This is a genomic window from Mycoplasma sp. 4013 (genome assembly GCF_054353875.1).
Genome location: NZ_JBTHHK010000005.1, coordinates 32,875 through 57,449 on the forward strand (window position 1 = coordinate 32,875; position 24,575 = coordinate 57,449).

A 24,575-nucleotide genomic window follows, 5' to 3' on the forward strand; every position below is an offset into this window, starting at 1 on the left:
TTAAATCAGAAAGGATGTTATGACTTTTAAATTTGTAAAACCTGGATTAGTAATGTCTAAAAAAGAAGAAATTGTTCGTTTCTTAGACATTGATGGAAATTTAACAGCCGAAGGTAAAAAACACGACCCTAAATTATCAAAAGAAGAATTGTTAAAAGCATATAGATTCATGGTTCTTTCAAGAAGACAAGATGAATATATGACACAACTTCAAAGACAAGGGAGAATGCTTACTTTTGCACCTAACTTTGGTGAAGAAGCATTACAAGTAGCGTCTGCTATGGTGTTAACCAAAGACGACTGATTTGTTCCAGCATTCCGTTCAAATGCAACTATGCTTTATATGGGAATGCCTATTAAAAATCAATTATTATACTGAAATGGAAATGAACGTGGAAGTGTAGTTCCAGAAGGGATTAATTTACTTCCTGTTAATGTTCCTATCGCAACACAATGTTCACATGCTGCAGGAATTGCTTATGCAGCAAAACAACTAGGTAAAAAAACTGTATCAGTTTCTTTCGTTGGAAACGGGGGAACAGCTGAAGGTGAATTCTATGAAGCAATTAATATTTCTTCAATTTGAAAATGACCATCAGTTTTCTGTGTAAACAATAATCAATGAAGTATTTCAACACCTGAAAAATTTGAAACTGGTTCTGAAACAGTTGCTGCTAAGGCTGCTGCTGCTGGAATGCCAGGAGTTCGTGTTGACGGAAATGACTTGTTAGCTTCTTATGTAGTAATGAAAGAAGCAGTTGAATTTGCTCGCGAAGGAAATGGACCTGTTTTAGTCGAATTCATTACTTGAAGACAAGGACCACATACAACATCAGATAACCCTAGAGTATATCGTACTGTTGAAGAAGAAAAAGAACACGAAAAATGAGAACCTATGCACCGTATTGAAAAATATCTATACGATAAAAAATACTTAACCGAAGCAGAAAGAGATCAAATGTGAGAATCTGCAATGGAAGAAGTTAAGAAAGCATACAACGAATCATTAGAAGAATTAGATGTAGACATCAATGAAGTATTTGACTACACCTATCACACACTTACACCTGAATTAGAAGAACAAAAACAAGAAGCTTTGGCTTACTATGCAAACTTAAAGGAGAGTAAATAATGGATAAAACAGTTACATTAAATAACATTGGTGCTTTAACTAATGCTATTGATTTAATGATGGAAAAAGATCCAACCGTTGTTCTTTGAGGACAAGATGCAGGGTATGAAGGTGGAGTTTTCAGAGCAACCGAAGGATTACAAAAGAAATACGGGCTTACCAGAGCTTGAGATTCACCTATTGCTGAAGCATCAATGTGTGGTGTTGGAGTTGGAGCAGCTATTTATGGACTAAAACCTATTGTTGAAATTCAATTCCAAGGATTCTCTTTCCCTGCATTTCAACAACTTTTTGTGCATGCAGCTAGATATAGAAACAGAACTCGTGGAAGAGTAACAGTTCCAATGGTATTAAGAATGCCTATGGCAGGTGGAGTTAGAGCTCTCGAACATCACTCAGAAGCGATTGAAGCACTTTATTCACACATTCCTGGATTAAAAGTTGTTATGCCATCAACTCCTTATGATACAAAAGGATTAATGATAGCAGCTATCAATGACCCAGATCCAGTTGTATTTTTAGAACCAAAGAAAATTTACCGTTCATTTAAACAAGAAATTCCAGCTGAAATTTATGAAGTTCCAATTGGAAAAGCAAATGTTTTAGTTGAAGGAAACGACTTAACTCTTGTAACATACGGAGCACAAGTTCACGAATCACTTGAAGCACTTAAAAAACTTCAAGCATCTAATCCAGAAATCAGTGTAGAATTAATTGACTTAAGAACTATTAAACCAATTGACACTGAAACTATTGTAAATTCAGTTAAGAAAACCGGAAGATTACTTGTGGTTCATGAAGCCGTTAGATCATTTTCAGTTTCAGCAGAAATTATTGCTAGAGTAAATGAAAGAGCATTTGAATACTTACAAGCTCCTTTAGCACGTTTAACCGGATACGACATCACAGTTCCTTTAGCACGTGGAGAAAAATATCACGCAATTGATAGTGATAAAATTGTTGCTAAAATTAAAGAGGTTGTTTCTTTTTAGGTTATAATTAACTACTAGAAAGGAAATTTATGGAAAGAAAAATCGCAACTCCTATTGCTCGTGCTGTAGCGAACAAATTGGGAATTGATATTAATTTAGTAATTGGAACAGGGCCACAAGGTAGAGTTACTGAAGCAGATGTTCGTGCATTTGCTGCAGCACCTGCTGCAAAACCTGCTGCCCCTGCTACCGCTGCACCTGCTGCTACTTCTGCTGCTCCCGCAGCACATGTTGATGTAGTGAGCAAACCTGCACCAGTTACCTTAGACGGAAGAAGAGAAAAAATTACTCCAATCCGTAATGCTATTGCTCGTGCAATGAAAACTTCACAAGCATCTGTTGCATACTTTTCATTAGTAAATGAAATCGATGTAACTCGTCTTTGAGATTTAAGAAAATCAATCGTAGAGGATGTGCAAAAAGCTACTGGGGTAAAATTAACATTCTTACCTTACATTGCAAAAGCAATTATTACTGCTTTAAAAGAATTCCCTATTTTTGCTGCTAAATATGATGAAGCAGCTAACGAAATCGTTTATCCTACAACTATTAATTTAGGAATTGCTGTTGATACAGCAGCTGGGTTAATGGTTCCTGTAGTAAAAGATGCCCAAAACCTTACAATCGTGGATTTAGGTAAAGAAATTATCCGTTTAGCACTTGCTGCTAGAGATAAAAAAATTAAACCTAATGAAATGTCTGGTGGATCATTTACCATTACTAACTATGGTTCAGTAGGTGCTTTATTTGGAACACCTGTTATTAACTGGCCTGAAATATCAATCGCTGGTGTCGGAGCTATTCTTGATAAACCAGTTGTTAAAAATGGGCAAATTGTACCTGGTAAAGTAATGAACTTTACCGTCGCTGCAGACCACAGATGAATTGATGGTGCTGCTGCCGGTAGATTCGCTGCTAGAGTTAAAGAATTACTTGAAAAACCAGAAATTTTAGGAGTTTTATAGTATGCATAAATTTAAATTTGCTGATATAGGAGAAGGATTACACGAGGGAACAGTTGCTGAAATTTACAAAAAAGAAGGTGATGAAGTAAAAGAAGGTGATTCGCTTTTTTCTGTTGAAACCGATAAAGTTACTTCAGATATCCCTTCACCTGCAACTGGTAAAATTGTGAAGGTTTTAATGACTGTCGGGGATGTTATCCATGTTGGCCAAGAAATATATTATATCGATGATGGAAGTGGAGATGTTGAAGAAGCAGCCCCTGTCGCTGCTCCTGCACCAACTAAAGAAGAACCTGCTGAAGAAGGTGGGGGGGCTTCAGTTGTAGGTGAAGTTAAGGTTTCAAATCAACTTTTTGACCTTTCTTCATTCAAAAGACCAGCAACCGCTACCAAACCTGCACCAGCAAAACCTGCCTCAACATCTGCTGCACCTGCAGTTGAGGCAAAGAACACAGGAAAAGCATATACAGGTAAAGTTGAAGAAGAATTTGATTTAATTGTTATTGGTTCTGGGCCTGGTGGATATTTAGCCGCTGAAGAAGCAGGTGGCGCTGGATTAAAAACTTTAATCATCGAAAAAGAATTTTGAGGTGGAGTCTGCTTAAATGTTGGATGTATCCCTACAAAAGCATTATTAAAAACTACTGAAGTTTTATCAAATATTAAACATGCACACGATTTTGGAATTGATGGAACAATTGATGTTAGTGTAAACTGAGAAAAAATGCATGCCAGAAAAGCCGGTGTGGTAAAACAACTTACCAATGGTGTACAAGCTCTAATGCGTATGAACAAGGTTAAAACCATCCTTGGAACAGCAAAATTTGTTGGAGCCCATGAAGTTGAAGTTGATTCAAAAGTTTACCGTGGGAAAAATATTATCATTGCAACCGGTTCATCTGATCGTAAAATACCACTTCCTGGATTTGAAGAAGGTTATAAATCAGGTAAGTTAATTACTTCAAAGGAAGCAATTAACCTTAAAAACAAACCACAATCATTAACTATCGTCGGTGGAGGTGTAATCGGGGTTGAATTTGCCCAAGTATTTTCTGCTGCTGGAACAAAAGTAACTATTTTACAAAACCTTCCAACTGTTTTAGCAATGCTTGATAAAGATATTATCAAACAAGTTACTGCTGATTTAAAAGAAGCAGGTGTTACAGTTATTGCTAATACAAATACAACAAAATTTGAAAACAACAAAATTTTCTATACTGTAAATGGTAAGGAAGAATCAATTGAATCAGAATTAGTTTTAGTTTCTGTTGGTAGAGTTCCAGAATCACTTGGTTTAGAAGAAGTCGGAATCAAACTTGGAGATCGTAAGCAACTTTTAGTAGATGAATTCTGTAAAACCAATGTTGATGGTGTTTATGGTATCGGTGATGTTGTAGGTCAATCAATGTTAGCACATGTTGCTTACAGACATGCAATTGTTGCTGTATCTAACATTCTTAAAAAAGAAGTTAAATACTCTTCAAAAACCGTTCCTGCTTGCGTTTACACCCATCCAGAAATTGCAACTGTCGGATTAACTGAAGAACAAGCAAAAGAGCAAGGTAAAGATTTTATAGTAGCTAAACACCAATTCACATTCATTGGTAAAGCATTAGCAGCACACGAAGAAAAAGGTTTTGCTAAATTTATTATTGGAAAAGAATTTGGTGAAATTCTTGGATGTCACATTATTGGTGGAACAGCAACAGACTTAATCTCAGAGGTTGTTTTAGCTATGGATTTAGAATCAACTATCTATGAAATAGCTTCTGCTATACACCCACATCCAACTTTCTCAGAAGTATTATGAGAAGCTGCACGTAATGCAGTACATCAATTAAACAAACTAAAAAAATAAACAAAATAAAAGTATAAGTTCTCACTTATACTTTTTTTTCTTTTTAGGACTAGAATTAAAAACCAAGGATAATCCTTGGATTTTGTTATTTAGTTATATCATTTTCAATAATAACTTTGAGCGCTTTATTGTCTCCAGCATGCTTAAAGATGTTATATGCAGTTTCCATTTCTGAAAGCTTAAAGTGGTGTGTTACCATTTTGCTTGCATCGATTTTTCCTGATTCTAAGACATCTAAAAGCATTTGTGTAGTTGTTGCATTTACTAAACCTGTTGAAAAAGTAATGTTCTTAATTCATAGTTTTTGCAATTCAAAACTTACTGGTTTACCATGTACTCCAACATTAGCTATGTGTCCACCGATAGCAACTATATTTTGTGCTACATCAAATGTTGCTGGATAACCAACACATTCCATTGCCACATTTACTCCACGTCCATTAGTAATTTCCGAAACTTTTGCTTTAATTTCTTCTAAATTACCTGATTTAATAGTATGTGTTGCACCGAATTTTTTTGCAAATTCTAGTCTTGATTCTGATAAATCAACCATAATAATCTTTGATGGTGAGTAAAATTGTGCTGTCAGTAAAGCAGCTAAACCAATTGGTCCTGCTCCAATAATTGCAACAGTATCTCCTGGTTTAATATGAGAACTTTGTACCCCGATTTCAAATGAGGTAGGGAAGATGTCAGATAACATTACTAAAGCATCATCAGATACTGTTTTAGGTGCATGATATAATGAACCATCAGCATGTGGAATGTGTACAAATTCTGCTTGTGTTCCATTAATATTATGTCCTAAAATTCATCCACCTGTTTCACAGTGTGCGGGAAGACCACGTTTACAGTAGTAGCATTTATTACATGATGTGATACATGAAACAATAACTTTATCACCTACTTTAAAGTTAGATACTGCTGAACCTGCTTCCTCAACTATACCAATTCCTTCGTGTCCTAAGATTTTACCAGGTTGTGTTTCAGGAACATCTCCACCTAAAATGTGTAAATCTGTTCCACAAATAGTAGTTTTCAAAATCCGAACAACTGCATCGGTAGGTTTAATAACTCTAGGTTTGTCAAAGTCAACTAACTGTACTTTTCCTTCTTTATTAAATGTAATTGCTTTCATTTTCATAATAATTTCTCCTTTATTTTAAATAACTATTTGATAGTATTATACTCTTATCTATATAAGTTGTTGAATTTTTTAGAAAAAATATGAAATTCATTTCATGTTTTTATCAAAACTGGTTTACTTTTTTGTTTTGAATATATTACAAACTAATACCAACAATGCATCCAAATTTATATAAAAGTGTATTAAAATACCCCAAAACGGGGTTATATGGTATTAAATATATGGCGCGCCCGGCAGGAGTCGAACCCGCAACCTTTAGGGCCGTAACCTAACACTCTGTCCAGTTGAGCTACGGGCGCATTTAATTATGGAGGCACTAACGGGATTCGAACCCGCACTCAAGGTTTTGCAGACCCATGCCTTGGCCATTTGGCTATAGTGCCTATAAATTGCTAAATTATTATAGCGAAAAACAACAAAAAACAAAATATTTTTATAGATTTTTTATAATTTTAATACATAAATATTTTTATTAATTTCTATCTTGTAAAATGTGGAAATACTTTTATATATATATTCTTATATTTATAACATATGATATAAGAAAGCAATATGAGATATTATTACTCTATAATCGTTAAATAACGATATCTTTTTATGGAAATTATGAAAATATTTATTTTATATAAAATTACATACTTTTTATATATATAATTAATTATATACATATAAATTATAAAATATTTCTATAAGGAATTTAAGGGAAATTATGAAAAAGCACAAGTTATCAAAATTATTCTTATCAATTGCATCTTTAACTATAACTCCTATTGTTATTGCTGTAAGCTGCTCACCAAAAATAAAAGAAGAAGCAAAACCAGTTGATTTAAATTCTCCAAAAATGCAGGTTACAAAAACTACACCAACACATCCTATTGAAAAACCTAAACCTAATAACCCACAATCTCAAAATCTACCTATCAAAAACAATCCTAATCCAAGTGATGAAAAAAATAAACCTGATAAAGTAGATTATTCAAATGCTTTAGTTAAAAAACCAAATATAAGTGATCAAGTAATTTATAATAAAATATTAGAAAAACCTTTTAAAGGATTACAAAGATATAAAGATCCTGATTTTATAGGGATAGCTGGTGGAGGTAATGGAACTGATAACCAATTATTTTCAGTTAGAGATGGATTGGATATTAGTAAACTTACATCAGATGGAAAAGAGGAAACTAAAAGCAATAGAGTGTTCGATAAATCTACATGAGATCCTAAAACTAAAACTATTACATTTAAATATATGGTAATTGGTTATACAATGCAATATTCACAAACCATAACTTTAACAAATATAGTTGAAAAAACATCCGAACAAAATCCGAATAACCAAACAGAAACAAACATAGATTATTCAAATGCTTTAGTTAAAAAACCAAATATAAGTGATCAAATGATTTATGATAAGATATTAAAAAAACCTTTTAAAGGATTACAAAGATATAAAGATCCTGATTTTATTGGTATAGCAGGTGGAGGAAACGGAACTGATAATCAATTATTTGATGTTAGAGATGGATTGGATATTACTAAACTTACATCAGATGGTAATCCTGAAACCAAAGATAATCGCAAATTTCTAAATTCAACCTGAGATCCTGCTACTAAGACAATTACATTTAAATATATGGTAATTGGTGGCAAAACAGAATACACACAAATTATTAAATTAAATAATATAACAGAACCTTCTACAAAAGATAATGGGCAACCTACTAACAAAAATGGAACATCTGCTCCAAAACCTGATTTAGATAAAACAAAACAAGAAACTCAAAGTTCTGAACAAAAACCAACATCTGGAGCGAGAAGTAGTACCCCTCCAAAAACTCCAATTACATCTGAAACAGATGAAGACAAAAAAACAAACAAATCTGAAAATACTGAACCTCTTTCATATGAAAATGCATTAGAAAAATTACCTAATGTTACAGATGAAAAAATTTATAATAAGATTAAAGAAAGATTGTCAACAAAGAAAAATGTATTCCCTGGGTTACAAAGATATAAAGAGACTAAAGCTGGAAAAGCAGAAAATAGCACTTACTTTTTTGGAATAGCAACTGGTGGTACAAGTGATGATAATAAACTCTTTAAAACAAAAGATGGACTTGATCCACTAAAATTAAAAGATATCCCAAAAACACAAACCTCTGAAACTAAGAAAACTAGAAAGAAGGGACGTAATAAACATAACAATAATGTATTTGAGAGTTCAATTTGAAATGAAGAAGACAAAACATTAACATTTAGATATATAGTTGATGGTAAAAATAAAACATACGAGCAAAAAATCAAACTTAATATAACAACACAAGAACAAGATCCAAAAAATCCTAATACATCACAAACAAATAATACTCCATCTGATAAGGGTAATCAAAAAACAAACTCAACAGGTAAAACTGAAGAAAAGGTTAGTTCTGCAGAGACAAAGCAACAAAATACAGAACATCAAGATTCTTCAAGAGAAGAATCACCTAATGATGTAAATTCTAAAACTGACAACGAACCAAAAACCACAGATTCTACAAAAACTCCGCAAGGAAAACCTAATTCATCGGATACAACAAATCCAAAAACAGAAAGTGATTCACCAAAAAACTCTACTCAACCCACAGGTAATTCTGATTCTGAACAAAAAAATAACAATGAACAAAATATACAATCTGGTTCAGGTGAAACAGTCCATGAAACACCCCCTGCTCCAGCAGCATTAAAGACTGAAAAACCTAATGCAAATGCACAAACAACATCAAGTGAAACTTCTAAAAATCAACCAGAAAACTCAGAACCAACATCTAATGATAATACAAATGATCAAAGTGCAAAAACACCAACAAAAGAAAATAATCAGAAAGATACCCCTTCAGAAGAACCTACATTAAAATCTTCTGAATCACAACCTAGAGTTGTAGCAAGCCAAAATAACCAACCTAATCCAAACGAAAATCACGAACAGCAACATGAACAAAACCAACCAAGTGATTCAACACAAACAGGAACTCCATTTAACGGAACCGAAAACCCACAAGAACAACCAAAATTAAAAACTGAAACTTTACCAAAAAATAATCTAACTAGTGAAGAAACATCTGATAATACAAAAGTTGTAGATGGTAATGAATCAAAAAATGTTGACAATGAAAATGAAGAAGAAAGTCCAAAACAAAGTGAAGACACTATTAAAACTGCTCCATTAAAATTATATGATGGTGTTACAAAAGAAAAAGTCAAAGAACAAATTCAAAAAGCACTCGAAAAGAAAATAAAGCCAAAGAAAAATAAAAAATTTCCTGGTTTACAAAAATACGGAACCAAAGGAAATGAATATGTTGGTATATCAGGTATGGGACGGCAAAATGAAAATAAATTATTTGCTTTTGCAGATGCGTCATATGCAAATAGAATTACATCAAAAAAATCAGATGCTAAAAAATTCACCGATTCAACTTGAGATCCTAATACAAACACATTAACATTTAAATACCATATTGATGACGACAATAAAGAATACTCACAAACTTTTGTGTTAAGTTAAAAAAATATCACAAATTAGATGCCTAATTTGTGATTTTTATACCTTAATTAATGAAACTACTTCGGTATGTTCACCTAATAATTTTCTTCCATGCAATTCTTGTAATTCTAATAAAACAATTACTTTTTTAACTTCTACACCTTGCGATTCTAATAACTTAATAATTGCTTTGGTAGTCCCACCAGTTGCAAGCACATCATCTACAATTGCAGCCTTTTGACCTGGTTTAACAAACCCTTTTTGTAATTCTAAACTATTGCTTCCATATTCCAAATCATATTTCATCGCAATAACTTCACCTGGTAGTTTATTAGGCTTACGAACCATAATAAATGGTTTTTTTAAAAAAGCAGCAGCGGGTGTACCGAATAAGAATCCTCGCGCATCTGGGCCTACAATGATATCAACATCTTTGCACTCATCAGCAATCTTTGAAATTGTATAATTTAAAGCCTCTCCGTTTGCTAATAAAGGTGATATATCTTTAAACATTATCCCTGGTTTTGGAAAGTCGGGAACATTTCTGATTAATTTTGCTATATTCATATTTTAATTATAAACTATTTGCTTATTTTTTGCTATATTTATCAAAAAAATAAAACACATAAAATTTTTATGTGTTTTATAAAATCCTAGTTATATGTATAACTGTGATCAAAAGAAGTTAATAAATGTGGTAATTTTTCAATGTTAGTTGTATAATCCATTTTTGGTCTAAGGAGAATTGAAAGTTGATAAATTTTCTTTCTAAATGCTCATTTTAACTTAGATATTTTACTATCCAACACAATGCGCGATTCGATGGTATGAAGTAAGGACTTCATATCTCATAAAATAATATTCTTCATATTTCCATAGGTAGGTTTAAATTGATAAATTGATTCTTTTAATAACTTTTTAGCATCTGCATATGAGAGCTTATTAGCAACTTCAATTTTATCATAGATTACATATCCGTTTTCTTTTAACGAAGCAGCCATATGTGCTGAGAGAACCGAATTTGCTTCTGTTTGTAGTTTAACTCTAACTTCTTGTTTTCTTGAAGTTACATAAAAGTAGAATAATGACATATTCATATACACTGCATTTAATAAAATTACAACGATGCTAAAGAAACCAACTCCACCAAAGAAGACGAATGAAATGATGTTTTTAACAATTCATACATATCAGTTTTCTCGAAAACCTAATGAAAGCATCATCAATGCTACAACTGAAAGTGAATTAATCATTGATAATAGTATGTTTCCATCAAGTTTATATTTATAAAAGGTCCCAAAAGCATTTTGCACAGGATCGAATCCAAAAGTGATGTTGTATAAATAAGTAACTTGTGGATTTAAGAAGTAAAAAGCAATTGATAAAATAATAAAAATCATTCCAAAGAAAGTTCATGTATGAACACCCGAAACAAAGTATTCAAAGACAATCTTTTTACGAATATATGTTTTATGGAAGTTAAAAATTAAAATTGGTATATATATGAATAAATTAATTAACCCATCGATAATTAAATAGTTATAGAAAGCAAAGCAGATAAAGAAGATAATATTTATCAAGCTTAGCAAATAAGCGATTTTATAATGCTTTGAAAAGAAATAATTAGCTAAAATACCAAAGATACCAGAAAATGAAACTAAAACATTGATAATTGCAACCGAACGGTTCGGGTTTTGTCATGCTCACACTTTATAATCAAAATTATAAAGTGAAACATATACCAACACTACTATGTTAATTACAATATAACATTTCTCTATTACGTCACGATGTTTAAGAACTTGTTGCTTGAACTTAAGCATTTTTCTTTAAAGCCACAGTACGTGATGAATAATAAAGTGCTTCAGCAATAGTTGGGTGTGTGTAAATAGATTCTTGTAGTTGTTTAAAGGTAACTTTTTGTTGCATTACGAATGCGACTTGGTTGATTAAAATGTGTCCACCTTCTAAGAACATAAAACTTCCTAGAATTTCTCCGGTTGATTTAGAAACAAAGAATTTAACGAAAGCCAATTCATTTGCTAAACCATCAGCATGCATTCTTGGTAATGCCATACCAGGAACCATTACTTCATTAAATTCAACACCCTCTTTTTCTAATTGAGCGGCTGTTTTACCAACACCGGCTAATTCAGGGTTTAAATAAATTGCTCATGGAACATTGTTTAAGTTTAATTTTTCAGGTTGTAATCCTAAAATATCTTTAGCAATCACATCTGCTGTTTTGTAAGCAACAGTAGAAAGCATAAATAATCCAGTTACATCACCTAAAGCATAAACGTGGTCTAAACTAGTTTTCATCAATTCGTTTACTTCAACAAATCCACGAGCATTCAATTTTAATTTAAGTTCATCTAGACCAGATAGGTTTGCTATTCTACCAATTGCTACTAATGCATTTTGTGAAGCCAATGAGTGTTTTTGCTCTTTTCATTGATAACTTACAAATCCATTAGAAACTGATTCTAAGTTCATTTCATCAACAATTATAACACCTTTTGCTTCTAAGGTAGCACGAACCGCCTTAGCAGCGTGTGGATCAAGATGTGCTAAGAATTTAGTGTTACATAAAATAGTAACTTTAGTTCCTAATGTGCTATAAAAATAAGCAAATTCTAATGCAATAGGTCCTGCTCCAATAATTACTAGTGTTTTTGGTGCAGCATCTAGTTTCATTGCTTGTTCAGAATCGATTAAGTATCCTAATTCATATGCTTCCTTAGCACCTTCGATGCTTAATGCACGATTTGATGAACCAGTTGCTACAACTAATTTATCAAAGTGTAATGTTTCTTCATTAACTGTTAAACTGTGTTCATCTACAACAGTACCCATTCCTTTGAATACATCAACATGAGCACCTGCTAAAAAGTTGCTAATAGCACCGTTCAAAAGTTCTTTGTTTGCTTTACGACGGTTTTGCATTACTTGGAAACTATATCCAAGGTATTTGTTGAAAACTCCATATTTTTCAGAATTTTGGATTGTGTCTAAAACTTTTGCTGACTTAATTAAAGTTTTAGTAGAGATGCAACCTTTGTTAACACAGGTTCCACCTAAATCTTCTTTTTCAACTAAGGCTACTTTAAGCCCGTTGCTTGATAGAATACCAGCCAAAGTGTACCCACCAGGTCCAGCACCTAATACTACGACATCATAGTGTTTCATATTTCTCCTTTATTTTTAAATATATACATATATTATAAACAATATAATAATAAAAAGTGTAAAAAAATCATTTTTTTTAATATGTTTTTGCATTTTTTAAAAACAAAAACACAACTGAGTGTGTTTTATACATAAGCGATGATTACAACTATTAAACTTGCAATAAAATAAATTATTAAGTTAAAATAAAACGGAAAATTAGATTTTTTGATTTTGGGTTGCTGTTTTTGTTTTTTTTGCTCTAAATATACAACTTTTTCAGCATGAGTCATTCTTAACATCTTTTTTTCTTCTTTATATCGCGATGAAATAGACTTATTTTCACGAAATCTTTCAAATGTTCGTTCCATAAATCCTCATTTAAACACTAAAATAAGTAATACAAATGCTAATGTTATTAAGGCAGAAGCAGTAAAAGCATTAATAATTCAATTTACATCTTTTTTATGGTTTATTCCTGCTGAAATAGCAAAAATAAGCCAGAAGATAAGAAAGTATGCTAATAAAATGTAATAAAATCGTTTGCTTTTAAACTGTGATTTAATTAAATTAGTAAATTTTGCTCACATTATTTGCTTCATTTTCGGATTTGCTCATCTGTTGCATAAACATAATGAGTTTGCTCATTTTCGCTAATATCTTGATTTTTAGGTAGATTTGGATATTTTTGCTCATCCATATATGAAAGTTCAAATTTTACATCCTTAAATTTCTCATTAGCATTTGAAATTTTAGGAATTGCTTTAAATAAATTAATTGTATATGGATGAATTGGGTTTTGATAAATTGCATTAGTATGCCCTGATTCAACAATTTTACCTAAATGCATTATTAATACCCGATCTGCAATATATTCAATCATTGATAAATCGTGTGCAATAAAAATCATTCCAATGTTTTTTTGTTTACATAAATCCTTAAGCAAGTTAACAATTTGTGCTTGAATCGAGATATCCAAAGAAGCAATTGGTTCATCAGCAACAATGATTTTTGGTTCTGTGATTAAAGCACGAGCTATCACAATTCTTTGACGTTGACCACCTGAAAATTCATGTGGATAACGATAGGCAAATTGTTTTAACAAACCAACATCTTCTAAACTTTTGTATATTGTATTACGTGTTAAAAGACTTGATATCTTATGAATCCGTCAAAATTTAGTGATGAAATTAATTGTTTTTTTATAAAATTTATTTTGCAGGAAAATATCATAATTGGATATACCTAAAAATAAATAAATAGCTTTTAAGTCTTTATTTAAATACCTACTTTCAATTTCAAAAGATTTAATTCCATTTAACTTATCATATACATTTGAAATAAAAACTTTATAATCAACTTTATATTGCTTTAATGTTGCTTTAAGTTTATTATGTAAATGCAAATCATCTTTTTTGTTAATAAGTTGCTGCTTAGTTTTATCAATATAATTTGCTTTAAAGTATGCTAAAAATTCTTTATGGATTTGGTTGAATTTACCTATCAATCCTTTATCAATAGCAATAAATGATTTACTAATATCTTCTTGCTCTTGAACTTGCTTTTTAAGTTCTAAAACTCTTAATTTATATGAATCCATATAAGTTTGAAGTTCTTTATCGAAGTTTTCTTGTGTTTGTTGCAATCTTTGTTTTGCTTGGTTAAAAGCATCTTTATTTATTTTTGGTTTAACAAAAAATCCTTTAATGGTTGTTTTTAAGCTTTTTACAAAGGTTTTTCACTTACTTTTAGCATCACTTCGATATTGATCCTGGATATATTTAGATTGCTTTAAATAATCCGATAAATCAAAGTTGAAATTTGAAACCACAATATTTTTAATAGTTTTTGAAAATTCAGAAAGTTTATTAAAATCAAATGGATTGGCATTAAGTTGATTTTTAAAAAACTCACTTGATTTGTCTTGCAAATGATTAATTAACTGTTGCAACTCGTCAAAATCTAAGTATCTAAGTTTAGATTTATGCTTTATAAATATCTTTTTAATATGATTATTTAGATGATATATTTTTACCTTATAAGCAAAATAATCAATATATGGACTTCCATATGCTTCATTAAAAAGTAATTTTGATTCATTTTTTAACTCTGAAATAAAGTTATTTAATGAGTTTTTTGAATCCAAATACTTTTCTCTTCAAGAAAATAAAGATTTTTTTAGTTCGCTAGCAGCATTAAAAGTATTTTGTTTAGATTCAAAATACTCATATGTGTGTCAAAGCAGTTGTTTTTGTTTTTTATATTCAGCCCTTGCTTGTTTTAGTTCAACCTCATCTAAATCAATTTGTTCATTTCGAAATTGCTGTTTCTTCTGATCATATAAACTAATTAATTTTTCAGTGTTCTTGTATAAACTATCAATAATCAGTGAGTTATTTTTACTTTTTTCTTCTAAGTATGCAAAATATGCATTAAATTTATCTTCAAAACTTCCTTCAACTGCATCTAAGTTGAAATTATTAAAATATTCACTTCATTTATTATAAAATGGTTGGTTTAATGAGTTTGCTATTTTTAAATTCTCCAATTTTAATTTCAGCGCTTCTTCTAAAAAAGAATAATGAAAGTTGTATTGAACCGATTCTCAATCCTTTTTAATATCAGAAATTTTATTTTTTATAACACGGTTTACCACTAAGGGTTCTTTTAGAATACTAAAGATATTATTTTGTCCATTTAATGAAGCCATAGGGTCTTGGAAAATCATTTGAATATTTTTACGCATAAAGCGATTTGTCTTACGCGAGATTCGATTCCCTGATACTAATTTACCATTAATTCGAACAAAACCGTTATAATCATCATATAAACGAAGCAATGAACGTCCTACGGTTGTTTTACCAGAACCAGATTCACCAATTAAACCAAGGATTTCACCTTCAGAAACATCAAAACTAACATCGTCGACTGCTTTATTAATATGATTTTTATTAATAAAGAACTTTTTTAAATTTGTAACTTCAAGTATTTTACTCATCTTTAAATACCTCTTTAAAGCTTTTTAATCGTGATGTTAATTCGGGACTTAATGAAACTTTGGGTGCATCAGGATGCAGCAATCATGTTGCAGCTGCATGGGTGGAAGAAACTTCAAATAATGGAGGTTCTTTAATAAAATCAATTTCTAATGCATAATCATTTCTCGGAGCAAAAGCATCGCCAAGTGGTAAATTATTCATATCAGGCGGTGTTCCTTTAATTGAATATAAGCGATCTTCTTTGTTTTCTGGGATCGCAGAAATCAACGCTCATGTATATGGATGTTTTGGATCGGTAAAAATATCTTTTTTGCTTCCTTTTTCAACTATTTTTCCAGCATACATAACATAAATATAATCACAAAATTTAGCTACAACTGAAATATTATGACTAATTAAGATAATAGCAATATTCATTGAACTACGGATTTCATCAAATAATGCTAATACCGATGCTTGCACTGTTGGATCAAGTGCTGTTGTTGGTTCATCTGCGATTATTAAGCTTGGCTTTAATGCCACCACCATCGTAATTACAACTCTTTGCTTCATCCCACCCGACAAAGTATGTGGATACATATCAAAGACACTTTCACAATTACGGATTCCAAATTTATCAAGTAAACCTACTAAGTATTTTCTTTTTTCACTATATGGCTTACTTTTTCATTCTGGATTTTTATTTAAAGCATCTAAAAGTTGTTTTCCTACCTTACGGGTTGGATTTAATGATGTAAGTGGGTCCTGTGGGATGTAACCAATTTTGTGTCCACGAATCTTTTGTCAGTAACTTTCTTTTTTTGAATCAATTAAGCTAATTCCATTAATTTGCATAATTTCAGCAGAAACAACTGAATTATCATTAATATTTAAAAATGCTTTTGATGTAACTGACTTACCAGATCCTGATTCACCGACTAAACCAACTATTTCTCCACGGTTGATAGTAATATCAACTCCTCGCACTATGCTGATGAATTTGTTATAACCGGTTTTAAAACTAACTTTAAGATCTTTGACAACTAATAATTTTTCTTGCATAAAATCTCCTATTTAGTTTTGATTACTTTTGGATCAAGAGCATCATGAACACCTAATGCGATAAAGTATAATGATACTGAAATTGAAAGTAAAATTAAGGCAGGTAGTAATAATGATCAAAAGTTTTGTGCTGCTTCAGATGATGCTGAAAAGATTATTTCTCCTAAGTTTACATCAGTGTCACTACTAAAAAATCCTAAGAAAGCAAGTGATGAAACTGAAAGAATAATTGATGGAATTTGAGTTACATAATTAGTAGCAATTTTACCAATTATTCCTGGTAATGCATGTTTATAAATCAAACGAATTTTTGAAGCACCTACTGATTTGGATGCAGTTATAAACTCAGAATCTTTAACAGTGATTATAAATAAACGAGTTCCCCCTACTGATCCAACTCACCCAACCACAACCAATGCAATTCCTAAGGCTAAATCAGATGTACCGAATAAGGTAACTGCAATTAATAACCAAATAAGAGTTGGTGGTGCTGAAAAAATATCAATAAAACGCATCATGATAGTATCTATTTTAGAACCAACATGGAATCCTAAATATGCTCCTATAATAACACCAATAATAGTTTGAATTGATGCTACGATAAATGCTAAACGTAGTGCTTTTCAAGTTCCAACTCATGATCGAGTTCAAATATCGATACCTTTTGCAGTTGTTCCTAAAAAAGTATCTAATTTTGTTTGTGGATTTAAAGCAAGTGCTTGATCATATAAACTTTGATATTCGTTTTGATTTAAATTTTGTGCAATATTTGATTTATCAAAAATCAAATATGCACTGTATACTCGGTATCAACGATACATATCAATTAATATTTCAGATTGCTTTGTTGGTCCATTAATACCTTGCACTGTATATTCTCTTGTTTTTAAAACCGAAGCGACAGTTGCATCTTTTGAAATATCTAAAAACTTATCAAAAAAGCCTCCATAATTTTCGTGAAAAGCTGCTTTGTATTTTGGAATATCTTGTTCAAAACCAGCGCTTTTTAGTGTTATATAAGGTTGATACGAAGCTGGTAAAGATTTTATCGAAGGAGGACCAAAAATAGTTTTACCTTGTTGATCTGCAATTAAATTTAAACTAATTGTGTCTGAAATCGATTCATTTGCTGAATATTTAGAACTAATAGTTACAATAATCGAAATTAAAAGCACGATTATAAAGACAATTAAAAATAATACGGATGGTCAACTTTTAAAGAATCTTTTGAGAATTTCTAAAAGTAATTTTTTTGGTTTTCCAGCTATATTAGAAAATGTTTTTTGGTTATTTGCTAGTGCAAAAGGAGTTTGTATACCATTAAAAGATAATTTATATTTTTTATTAAATTCTTTTGCAGTCATCTATATTCCTTTCGCTTTCATTCTAGCAAATTCTTCGTTTCTTTTTCTGGTAACTAAGAACAGTTTTCATAAGTTAGAACCTTTTGTTCCATATTTAATGCGTGGATCTAAAATGGTATATGAAACATCAACTAAAACGGATGTAAATACCCCGAGTAATGTGAAAAAGAAGGTATTAAACATAATAATATTAATTTCACCATTCGGAAATGCGTTAGCAATAATTTGTGATGTCCCAGGAACTTTTCAATATCTTTCGATTACTATTCCACCAGTTAACAATCCAATATATGATGGAATGATAATTGCAGCAAGTGGAATTGAAATATTACGTAATACATATTTAAAGAATATTTCAACTCTACTTAGTCCTTTTGATTTTGCTATTAAAACATAATTTGATGTTAGCACAGTAATAACTTGATTTCGAGTGTAACTGATATAACCTGATAATGAACCTAAAACAATAATCACAATTGGTGGTAATCACGAAATAACAACTTGACTTTGAGTCTGTGCTGCCGCTTCTGCCGTTCCAGGTATCGCAACAGTTGGTGAAACACCAGATGAGGCTAAAATAGTAATTAAAATTGGTGCTACTATAAATGAAGGTAATGCAATAAAAATTAATGAAAAGAAATTTACCACTGCATCAACTCATGTACCACGTTTATAACCAGCAAAAATTCCAAACAATATCCCTAAAAATGCACTAATAACAAATGCTGGTAAAGTGATAATAATTGAGTATTTTAAGCGCGAAAAGAATAATTGTGGGATGCTATTTACCCCTAAACTTGCAAATAATTTATCATCAAATGGTAAACCAAACGGATTCGCTTTATTAGTAAATAAATCATTTACCCAATAACCAAAACGAATTATTGGATTAAGTTTATAGGTTTTTCAAACATTTTGATATTGGTCATACTTTCCACGTCAATCACTTGGTAGAAAATGATAATCAATACTTTTTTCAAAACTTTGTCTAGATATATTCTGTAATGCTACCTGACTTTGACCTTCAGCACCGTTCTTTGAATTTGCAGTTTGTACAAATGGATTATCAGCAAACTGTGCTGTAAGTGTATATACAACAAAGATAATGATAATCAATGTTAATAATGCAAATCCTATCCGTTGTAAAATGTACTTAGTCATTTATCTCCTTATTTAATAATGCAAAGACAATTAACTTGCGTTAATTGTCTGGATATTATTTGGTTGCAACTTCGTATGAACCATAGTTGGTAGCATTATCAAGTGTTGCAGGTATGATAAAGTTTGGATTGCTCAATCCTTTTACAAATGAATCTTTTAATGTTCCAGTTGTTATAGTCATATTCATTCCTGTTAAATTACGGAATTCAGCAACCATATTTAACAATGCTTTTTTATTAAATACATCTTTTGTTTCATCTGATGTATTTAATCATAATCAGAAGTTTGCTGAAATTGTAAGAGGTGGTAAGTATTTTGCCTCATCTTCTTTGCTTAAAGGAACTAATTGTTCTTTTCCGTCAACTGTTTTAAGTTGATATTGATTTAAATAAGTGGAAATATCGTTTGTGTATTTATTTCCCAACTTAATTAATTTTTCAAGTGGAATCGAGAATTTAACATTGTTTTTAGGATCCTCAATAAATTTCTTTCAGTATTCAGCTGCTTTAACAAGGTTTGGATAATTTACTTGAAGTTTAGCTTTATAATCTGCATCAGTGTTAATTCAAGTAAATAATTGAATTAAGTTACCTTGAAACATATATCCATCAAAACCTGATCCGACTAAATTATAATCATATCCTCAACCAGTTACTGTGTATGGAGTTGATCCAAAATTAAAAAATTCATCAAAGTCTTTTCTATTATTATTTTTTTCAAATTTAACTTCAAAACGATCAGGATATAAACTATTAAGAACTTTTTGCATTCCTTTATAAACATTTTCATGAACTGAATTAATATTTGTAAATCGAGCACGAACTGTGAATCTTACTTTCTTTGTATCCTCTACTTTATCAAGATCAGGATGTTGTTTATAAAATTCATCCAATACTTCTTTCATCTTTGTTTTCAATATATCTAATGCACTTGAACTAAATTGATCATCAGCAGTTTTACCAACTATCGAATTTTCAGATGGTGATAATTCGGTTCCGATTTTTTCACCAAGATTAACTTTTTGTCCTGTTTTTGAATCTACTACAAACACAGTTGATAATTGGTCTCAATATGGACGTAATGTATTATATTGCAATGATGTATCTGAGTCGTTATTACGGATGGTTACATCTTGTGCAAAACCCGAAATTCACGGAATTGTAAGATTAGGTGTTAATAACTCTTGAGCAACATATGCTCAGTTGATTGAAGCAGTTAGAATATTCATAAATTCTGCTCCTAAACCTGTGGTAGCTGCTTTTAATGTATTAGTTGCAGTTCCGGCTTTGATATCAGTCAATGAAGCTCCATAAACTAATTTTGTATATGCATCATTCATAAATGAAGCAGTTGTTGATTCTTGTTGATTTTGCGGAATTCATGTAGGTGTAAATCCATTATTTGAATGACTTGTATTTCTAGATTGAACATCTCTTAAACCTCATTGCACAGGGTTTGCTGAAATTTCTTCGTGGTATGCCTTTAAATTACTATAATTTGCACTTGCTGTTAAACCTGCTTTAAATTGCTCATAATTAAATTTTGCAAAACCATCTCCTAATGGAGTTGTAGTGTAGGTATTTTGAAAAAGTTTTACACGTCTTGGATTATTAACAAACTTTTGATTTCAATAGTTTGGATTTAACTTAAAAGTATCAGTTAGCGAGGTTCCATCATAACCAGCATAGTAATATTTACCAGCAAATAAAGCTGAATCCATTGACATTCCATATCAGTATATCCCAGATTCTTTAGCTAAACCATCTTGTAAATTGTTGATTTTGTTTTTGATGTCTGTTTTATCTGAATCACTTATATCACCACTTTTATAGAAGTTTGGTAGTTGTTTACTTGCCACAGTTTCTTCGATATATTGTGATGGAGCAGGAATTAAATCATAACTGTTAAAGAAAAACTTATCATATGCTAAATCAAATTTAGATTCTTTTTTTGGATCTAATTCTTGTAAAACAAAGAATTCACGTTGGTCATCACCTGTTCCTTCAACATGTACTGATTGTGTTTTATCTAAAATTTTATTTACATCAATGTTATAAAGTTCATATAAGTATTTATTAGTTCAACTATTTCCTTGAGCTCTAAAGTATAAATCTCCATTTACAACATATTTTTCACGTGCTAATTTTTCAATTTCTTCGGTTCCTCCATTATTTAAACGAAATAGTGAATCCTGTCCAGCATAGGTACGTAATACTCCCATTCAAAAATCTTCTGCTTTAATTGGATATTTTGTTACTTCACCTTTAGAATTAATTCATTTTTGATTTTTTCGGATTCTAAATGACATCTTAGTTGCTTTCTTTAAAGCATGTCTAAATGTATCGGAGTTAATTGATCTTGGATTATCACTTTGCAATTCAACTAAACTCAATGAATAACTACCATCTGGTTTATCGGGTTTTGGTAGTAATGGAGCATCATCTTGATCAAAAACCATATCTTTTGTTGTTCCATCATCTTGTTTCACTGTCAAAATAACTGCATCTGCTAATTCTAATGAATATCTAGAAACCGATGGTTTATGAATTGTGCGAGTCTTAATTGTTTCTAATGTGTTTGTATCTTGCACACTAGTTTCTGTGACTTCTGGACGACCATAAAAGTTTAATTCAACTAATCTTGGAATTTCTGAATCATATGTAGATTCGGTTAATCCACCTGTGGTAAATGAAAGGTCGTAAAAATTTCTTGAATCAGAATGGGTAGAATCGTATTTAACTGTATATAATCCGCTTGATGCTTGTTGTGAAAAAGAGGTTTTCCCATCAAGATTAATTGTTTTTGCAGGTGGATTAATAATTCCTAATAAAGTATCAGTCGATTGATATTTTTGTGTATCAATTTGCTTGCTAGGATATGCAAAAGCTGTGTTATATTTATCATCTGCAGGTGGTTTCGGTAAACCGGTTTCATTGCCTGGGGTTATTTCTTGATTACCTACTGATGTGGTCGAACCACCACCACAAGCAACAGCAACTGGTAATACCAGAGAACTTGCTGACAATCCTAATCATAAAAATTTCTTTTTTTTCATATTATTTTCCTTTTTTGTCTACTTTAAAAATTTTCTTACCTAAATTAATTCATTGGTCTACTATTTCTGAAAGAAATTGCAATCCATCATCATAAAAGTTATCATTCATTAAATCTACACCCACTTTTTTTAAAATCTCAATTGGATAATCACTACCACCTGCTGATAAAAAGTTGTTTATGTAGTTATCTAAAGCAACTTTACCTGACTTTTTATATTGTCTAAAAAAGTAGGTAGCAACTAGATGTCCTATAGCATATTTATATACATAAAATCCATAGTAATAATGTGGGACATAAATAGATTGGATGGTATTAGCAACTGAATATGGTTGCTTAGTTAGAGTGTATTTTAAATTATTTACATAATAGAGCTTACTAATTGAATCATAACTACCAGATACTTTCCCTTGTGAAATCGCTTGGTAAAGATCATATTCGTAGTTAGCTCAATTGGTTTGCTTTAAAACAGTACCGACAAATCCTGCGATCATTGAATCGAGAATTTGAAATTTTAATTTGTCGTTTTTTGAATTAGTTAACATATAATCTGCTAACATAAATTCATTGTATATTGAGGCTATTTCAGCTAAGAAGATGGGATACATTGAATTAGGTAAGTTTTGCCGAGTATCTGAAAAATACGAATGCATTGAATGTCCTAACTCATGTACAAGTGTTTCAACACTACGCAGTGTCCCTTCGAAGTTCATTAAAATGTATTTTTTGTCAATTCCATAGGTTCCACCGATGCTATAAGCACCACCTCGTTTGGTATCGGTGCTCATATAATCAACTCATCGCTCATCGATTGCTTTGCAAACTTGCTGATAATACTCATCTCCAAAAGGTTTTAATGCTGCTTTAGCAAGTTCATTCATTTCGGAAACTGTATAAGAAGTTTTCACATTAACTAAATCGCGAGAGTAATCTCATTTTTGACGTTTGCTATGAAATTTAAGATAATAGAACTTATCACTTCATTGCTTATATTTTTTTAATATTGTTTTACTTGAAGCAACTTTTTCAAAAAGTTTCATCAAGATTTGATTTGATACCTTATCTGAAGCTGTTAGCATTGCTACAGTAGAATCATATTTACGTAATTTTGCTTCAGTAGTCAATGCTTTGAAATGTTGGAATAATAATTCGGCAAATGTATCTTTGTGGTTAGTAAATGCTTTTCAATAATTTAAATATGCTTGCTTACGCACATTAGCATCATCGGATTTAAGAAGTTTTTGATAAATAGTGGGATTAAGTTTAATTTTCTTACCTTTTTTAGTTTTAACTGTTCCATAATATAACTCACTATTTGAAAGAATACTAAAGATATTATGTGGATTTGGTTGCCCGAATGCTGAATTAACTAAGTATTCTTCAACTTTATCATCTAATTTATGTTCATATTCTTGGATTTGATCACAAATACTGCGACGATACGATGCTAAGCGAGGATCGTCTTTTCATACCTTCATTTTTTCCATATTAGCATAAAAACGATTCGATTCAGAACCAAACTCGGTATTGAGTGTGTGTGATAAAAATTGAAATTCTGATTCTAATTGTTTAAATTTCGCATTAACTAAATCGGTATTTAAATTATTTGAAATATAATTATCAATTTTAAATGCTAATTTGGTTTGTTGCTCCGATAACATCACATCAGTTAAATAAGATTCGATGCTATCATATTTGCTATCTTTATTTAAAATTCTGCTTTTATATACCTTTTTATACTCTGAAATTAGTTCTTCTATGCTGCTACCACTAAGAATATCATCTAAATCTCAGGTATATTCACTCGGAATATCCTTATGATTTTTAAATTGCTTTGCTTTCATATTGCTCCTATTGTTATGAAAAAAGTCTTGTAACTTATAAATTTACAAGACTTTTTAATCAGTATTTAATATCATACTATCTAAAATAAGAAATGTAAATCTATAGCACCAATGGTTCAACCAAAGAGTAGAAATCTTTTATGCTTTTCTACCAACTTAACTTACTGCCATAAGTTAGGTTTCGGCTTTTATACCCTTTCATTAACTTTTTAGCATGCCTGCAAGGTTAATTACTCTTGTTAAAAGCTCCTCTATAGTTTAGCTCACAGATTACTACTATGTCGTAATCTGTTAAACTAACAACAACAGATTATGACAAAATTA

The 24,575-nt window shown here is 30.9% G+C and carries 16 protein-coding genes, 2 tRNA genes and 1 riboswitch; of the genes, 5 read left to right on the top strand and 13 right to left on the bottom strand.

Going from position 1 to position 24,575, the window contains the following annotated elements:
- The first annotated feature begins 19 nt into the window (after positions 1–19).
- The 4 genes from pdhA to lpdA are packed head-to-tail and all read left to right on the top strand — an operon-like array spanning position 20 to position 4,947.
- Entirely contained in the window at positions 20–1,132 is a 1,113-nt protein-coding gene (gene pdhA, locus ACXYRO_RS02395; protein WP_435130234.1) for a pyruvate dehydrogenase (acetyl-transferring) E1 component subunit alpha, read from the top strand.
- Positions 1,132–2,124 carry an alpha-ketoacid dehydrogenase subunit beta gene (locus tag ACXYRO_RS02400; RefSeq protein ID WP_435130232.1) on the top strand — a complete coding sequence of 331 codons (993 nt, stop codon included), beginning with the start codon at positions 1,132–1,134 and terminating at the stop codon, positions 2,122–2,124. Before pdhA ends, ACXYRO_RS02400 begins: the two co-directional genes overlap by 1 nt.
- Before the next feature lie 29 nt (positions 2,125–2,153).
- Positions 2,154–3,089, top strand: coding sequence for a 2-oxo acid dehydrogenase subunit E2 (locus ACXYRO_RS02405; protein WP_458614202.1), 936 nt, complete (start codon positions 2,154–2,156; stop codon positions 3,087–3,089).
- Between the two features lies 1 nt (position 3,090).
- The gene (gene lpdA, locus ACXYRO_RS02410) at positions 3,091–4,947 is read left to right on the top strand and encodes a dihydrolipoyl dehydrogenase (RefSeq protein ID WP_458614203.1); all 1,857 of its coding nucleotides are present in this window, start codon (positions 3,091–3,093) and stop codon (positions 4,945–4,947) included.
- Between the two features lie 85 nt (positions 4,948–5,032).
- Here the strand turns inward: lpdA and ACXYRO_RS02415 are convergent, their stop codons facing one another.
- The 3 genes from ACXYRO_RS02415 to ACXYRO_RS02425 form a co-directional block, all read right to left on the bottom strand.
- Positions 5,033–6,091, bottom strand: a complete 1,059-nt coding sequence (locus ACXYRO_RS02415; protein ID WP_458597249.1) for a zinc-dependent alcohol dehydrogenase family protein — start codon at positions 6,089–6,091, stop codon at positions 5,033–5,035.
- A gap of 225 nt (positions 6,092–6,316) precedes the next feature.
- Positions 6,317–6,393: transfer RNA gene (locus ACXYRO_RS02420), tRNA-Arg, on the bottom strand.
- A gap of 9 nt (positions 6,394–6,402) precedes the next feature.
- Positions 6,403–6,477, bottom strand: a tRNA-Cys gene (locus tag ACXYRO_RS02425).
- Between the two features lie 326 nt (positions 6,478–6,803).
- Here ACXYRO_RS02425 and ACXYRO_RS02430 point away from each other — a divergent pair.
- Positions 6,804–9,641 (top strand): amidase domain-containing protein, encoded by a 2,838-nt coding sequence (locus tag ACXYRO_RS02430; RefSeq protein WP_458614204.1) that lies wholly within the window; start codon positions 6,804–6,806, stop codon positions 9,639–9,641.
- A 36-nt stretch (positions 9,642–9,677) separates the two neighbouring features.
- On the opposite strand, the gene ACXYRO_RS02435 is transcribed toward ACXYRO_RS02430, so the two are convergent.
- The 10 genes from ACXYRO_RS02435 to pepF form a co-directional block, all read right to left on the bottom strand.
- Positions 9,678–10,187 carry an adenine phosphoribosyltransferase gene (locus ACXYRO_RS02435; protein WP_458597247.1) on the bottom strand — a complete coding sequence of 170 codons (510 nt, stop codon included), beginning with the start codon at positions 10,185–10,187 and terminating at the stop codon, positions 9,678–9,680.
- A gap of 86 nt (positions 10,188–10,273) precedes the next feature.
- On the bottom strand, positions 10,274–11,443 hold the full coding sequence (locus ACXYRO_RS02440) for a nicotinamide mononucleotide transporter (RefSeq protein WP_435130212.1): 1,170 nt from the start codon (positions 11,441–11,443) through the stop codon (positions 10,274–10,276).
- Positions 11,436–12,809: a dihydrolipoyl dehydrogenase gene (locus tag ACXYRO_RS02445; protein ID WP_458614205.1), complete on the bottom strand. Its 1,374-nt coding sequence runs from the start codon at positions 12,807–12,809 to the stop codon at positions 11,436–11,438. Before ACXYRO_RS02445 ends, ACXYRO_RS02440 begins: the two co-directional genes overlap by 8 nt.
- Before the next feature lie 125 nt (positions 12,810–12,934).
- Positions 12,935–13,390 carry a hypothetical protein gene (locus ACXYRO_RS02450; RefSeq protein ID WP_458614206.1) on the bottom strand — a complete coding sequence of 152 codons (456 nt, stop codon included), beginning with the start codon at positions 13,388–13,390 and terminating at the stop codon, positions 12,935–12,937.
- Positions 13,378–15,786, bottom strand: coding sequence for an ATP-binding cassette domain-containing protein (locus ACXYRO_RS02455; RefSeq protein ID WP_458614207.1), 2,409 nt, complete (start codon positions 15,784–15,786; stop codon positions 13,378–13,380). The genes ACXYRO_RS02450 and ACXYRO_RS02455 overlap by 13 nt, the downstream gene beginning before the upstream one ends.
- Complete coding sequence (locus tag ACXYRO_RS02460) at positions 15,779–16,828, bottom strand: ABC transporter ATP-binding protein (protein ID WP_458614208.1); 1,050 nt, start codon at positions 16,826–16,828, stop codon at positions 15,779–15,781. The genes ACXYRO_RS02455 and ACXYRO_RS02460 overlap by 8 nt, the downstream gene beginning before the upstream one ends.
- An 8-nt stretch (positions 16,829–16,836) precedes the next feature.
- Complete coding sequence (locus ACXYRO_RS02465; RefSeq protein ID WP_458614209.1) at positions 16,837–18,192, bottom strand: ABC transporter permease; 1,356 nt, start codon at positions 18,190–18,192, stop codon at positions 16,837–16,839.
- Positions 18,193–19,353 carry an ABC transporter permease gene (locus ACXYRO_RS02470; RefSeq protein ID WP_458597242.1) on the bottom strand — a complete coding sequence of 387 codons (1,161 nt, stop codon included), beginning with the start codon at positions 19,351–19,353 and terminating at the stop codon, positions 18,193–18,195.
- Between the two features lie 55 nt (positions 19,354–19,408).
- Positions 19,409–22,408 carry an OppA family ABC transporter substrate-binding lipoprotein gene (locus ACXYRO_RS02475; RefSeq protein WP_458614210.1) on the bottom strand — a complete coding sequence of 1,000 codons (3,000 nt, stop codon included), beginning with the start codon at positions 22,406–22,408 and terminating at the stop codon, positions 19,409–19,411.
- Position 22,409: 1 nt separating this feature from the next.
- On the bottom strand, positions 22,410–24,251 hold the full coding sequence (gene pepF / locus ACXYRO_RS02480) for an oligoendopeptidase F (protein ID WP_435130189.1): 1,842 nt from the start codon (positions 24,249–24,251) through the stop codon (positions 22,410–22,412).
- A 95-nt stretch (positions 24,252–24,346) separates the two neighbouring features.
- Positions 24,347–24,513: riboswitch (Lysine riboswitch) on the bottom strand.
- Positions 24,514–24,575: the final 62 nt, after the last annotated feature.